This window comes from Azospirillum formosense (genome assembly GCF_013340925.1).
Classification (GTDB): Bacteria; Pseudomonadota; Alphaproteobacteria; order Azospirillales; family Azospirillaceae; genus Azospirillum; species Azospirillum formosense.
In genome coordinates this window covers 1-2,806 of sequence record NZ_WHOR01000430.1, presented here as the reverse complement: position 1 = coordinate 2,806, position 2,806 = coordinate 1, and the positions used below count along the sequence as shown (strand labels likewise).

The window sequence follows — 2,806 nt, the reverse complement described above, 5'->3', positions numbered from 1 at the left end:
CCCAGGTACATTGCCCTCCGGGATCAACGGGTCCCAGTGATGCTTACGACGACCCGCTCGCAGGAACGGCGGTGCGGGCACTCGGCGCAACCGGGGTCCGACACGGGCCGCCCGGCATACAACACGCGCACACCGCCCCCCCCCCCCCAGCGGGGGGGGGGGGAGGGCCCCGGGGGAGGGGTGGGGGGAGGGGGGGGGGCAACCCTGCCTTCACTTCTCCCGCTGAAACTTCGCCGCCCCGGCCGCTATGGGGATCAAGCGCACCGCATAAGGCGACGTCTGCATCTGCGCCACCGCCTGGGCCGGGCCCGGAACCCGCTCGCGGTATCCGACGACCACGTCGCCGCCAGCGGTCCGCGCGCTGACGATGGACACGCCGTAACCGCCGGTGTCGCGCGGGCCGAGAAAGACCGCCGCGGCCATGCGGTCGCCGGGCAAGGGGCCCGGCGCGGCCTCGCCGACGCGGGCCCAGAGGTCGTTCCATTCCTGCGGGTTGCGGGCCACGACATAGGCGCGCTCGTAGGCCTGGCTGCGGTCGCCCTGCCAATAGGTGCCGGGATCGGCGTCGGCGGGGAGCAGGGCCTGCGCCTCCGCCCCGTCGGGGGCGGTTTGGCAGGCGCCCAGCAGCGGCAGGGCGACGGCGAGGGCGAGAAGCGCGACGGCCGGGCGGGGCATGGAAAAGCGCATGCGGCGGCTCACTCCGGCACCGCCATGCCGCGCTTGACCGCCGGGCGTTCCGCAACGGCGTCGTGCCAGCGCTTCAGGTTGGGGTAGCGGTCCAGCACGTTGCCCTCCGCCTTGGCGGCCACGGCCACGAAGGGGAAACAGGCGATGTCGGCGATGGAGTAGGCGCCGCCGGCCAGATACGCCGATCCGCCCAGACGCTCCTCCATCGCGGCGTAGATGCGCTGCAGCTCGCCTTTGAAATAGTCGATGGCGTAGGGGATCTTCTCCGGCGCCATGACGGCGAAGCGGAACTTGCTCAATCCCGAGGGGCCGAGGTCGCTGACGCCCAGCATCAGCCAGCTCATCGCCTCCGCCCGCTCGTCCTCGTCCTCGGGCAGCAGGCGGCCGGTGCGCTCCGCGTAGTGCAGCAGGATGGCCCCCGACCCGAACAGGCGGCGCTTCCGGCCGCCGGGAAGTTCCTCGACCACGGCCGGGATCTTGCCGATCGGGCTGACCGCCAGATAGTCGGGCTGACGGCCTTCGCCGGCCACGAGGTCGACCTTGTGGACCTTGTAGGTGAGACCCAGCTCTTCCAGCAGGATCGAAGCCTTTTGCCCGTTCGGCGAGGCGAAGGTGTAGAGCGTGATCATCGGTGCCCGTCCCTGGAGCCTGTTCCTTTGCCGCGTCCGCAAAGATGTTCAACAGGCGCCAGTTTCGCCGATTTGCGCGCGGAAGGCCAGAGGCAGGCAGAAAGCGTCCTTTTTCCTGCCGATCACAGGGATCTGACCCTCACACCGCGCGGCTGTGCTTTCCGGCGCCGGTGGACAGGTAGGTGTCGAAGCGCGCGGCGACGATGCGCATCAGCGGGCGGGCGGGTTCCGGCACATGGACGCGGCGGCCCTCCACCACGGCGACCCCGTCGGCCACCAGATCGGCCATCGCCTCCAGGTCGGCGTCGAAGGTCCCGGCGGCCAGCCCATGGGCCTCGGCCACCGCGCCGACGTCCACCGACAGGTCGCACATCAGCCGCACGATCAGGTCGCGGCGCAGCCGGTCGTCGGCGGTCAGCGTCAGCCCCTTGCCGGTCGGGAAGTGTCCGGCCTCGACGGCCTGGGCATACTGGTCGAAGGGAACGGCGTTCTGCACATAGCCCTGCGGCAGCGCCCCGATGGAGGAGGCGCCGAAGCCCAGAAGCACCTCCGCGTCGTCGGTCGTGTAGCCCTGGAAGTTGCGGCTGAGCCGCCCCTCGCTCTGCTGCACGGCCAGTTCGTCGTCGGGCCGGGCGAAGTGGTCGAGGCCGATGGGCTGGAAGCCGGCGTCGGTCAGCACCCCGGCGATGGCCGCGAACTGCTCCCACCGGCCGAGAGTGCCGGCCAGCGCCGACTCATCGATCTTCTTCTGGTGCGTCTTCATCCACGGCACATGGGCGTAGCCGAAGACCGACAGCCGGTCCGGCGCCATGGTCAGGGCGATTTCCGCGGATCGCGCGACGCTCTCCACCGACTGGTTGGGCAGGCCGTACATCAGGTCGAGGTTGATGTGGCGAATGCCGTTGGCGCGTAGCCACTCCAGCGTCTGCTCGGTCTGCGCCTGCGGCTGGATGCGGTTGATGGCGGCCTGCACCGCGGCGTCGAAGTCCTGCACGCCGAGCGAGGCGCGGTTGACCCCGGCGCGGCCCAGCGCCTCGGCCATCTCGCGGGTCAGGGTGCGCGGGTCGATCTCCACCGCGATCTCCGCATCCGGCGTCACGTCGTAGCGCTCGCGCAACAGGGCGATCAGCGATTCGAAGTCGTCCGGCGCCATCATGGTCGGGGTGCCGCCGCCGAAATGGATGTGCCGCACCCGCAGCCGCCCGGAAATGCGGTCGGCGACCATGCCGATCTCGCGCCGCAGATGGCCGAGGTACTCGGCGATGGGGGCGTAGCGGGCGACGATCTTGGTGTGGCAGCCGCAGTACCAGCACATCTTCGCGCAGAAGGGCACGTGCAGGTAGAGCGACCCCGTGTGGGCCGCCGTGTCCAGCTCCGCCAGCCAGTCCGCGTAGCGCTCCGCCCCCACGGCGGCGGTGAAGTGCGGCGCCGTCGGGTAGCTGGTGTAGCGGGGCACCCGCAGCCCGTCGTACTTGGCGAGCAGGGCGGCG

The 2,806-nt window shown here is 70.9% G+C and carries 3 protein-coding genes; all 3 read right to left on the bottom strand.

What is annotated here, in order from left to right:
- Positions 1 to 210 precede the first annotated feature (210 nt).
- The gene (locus GBZ26_RS28595) at positions 211 to 687 is read right to left on the bottom strand and encodes a protease complex subunit PrcB family protein (RefSeq protein ID WP_246653543.1); all 477 of its coding nucleotides are present in this window, start codon (positions 685 to 687) and stop codon (positions 211 to 213) included.
- An 8-nt stretch (positions 688 to 695) separates the two neighbouring features.
- Positions 696 to 1,316 (bottom strand): glutathione S-transferase family protein, encoded by a 621-nt coding sequence (locus GBZ26_RS28590; protein ID WP_174441696.1) that lies wholly within the window; start codon positions 1,314 to 1,316, stop codon positions 696 to 698.
- A 139-nt stretch (positions 1,317 to 1,455) separates the two neighbouring features.
- Positions 1,456 to 2,806: oxygen-independent coproporphyrinogen III oxidase (gene hemN, locus GBZ26_RS28585; RefSeq protein ID WP_211105006.1), on the bottom strand; the 1,351-nt coding region annotated here is incomplete at its 5' end.

Coding starts and splice junctions, on each gene's coding strand:
- GBZ26_RS28595 (WP_246653543.1), bottom strand. CDS start 687: ATGCGCTTTTCCATGCCCCGCCCGGCCGTCGCGCTTCTCGCCCTCGCC.
- GBZ26_RS28590 (WP_174441696.1), bottom strand. CDS start 1,316: ATGATCACGCTCTACACCTTCGCCTCGCCGAACGGGCAAAAGGCTTCG.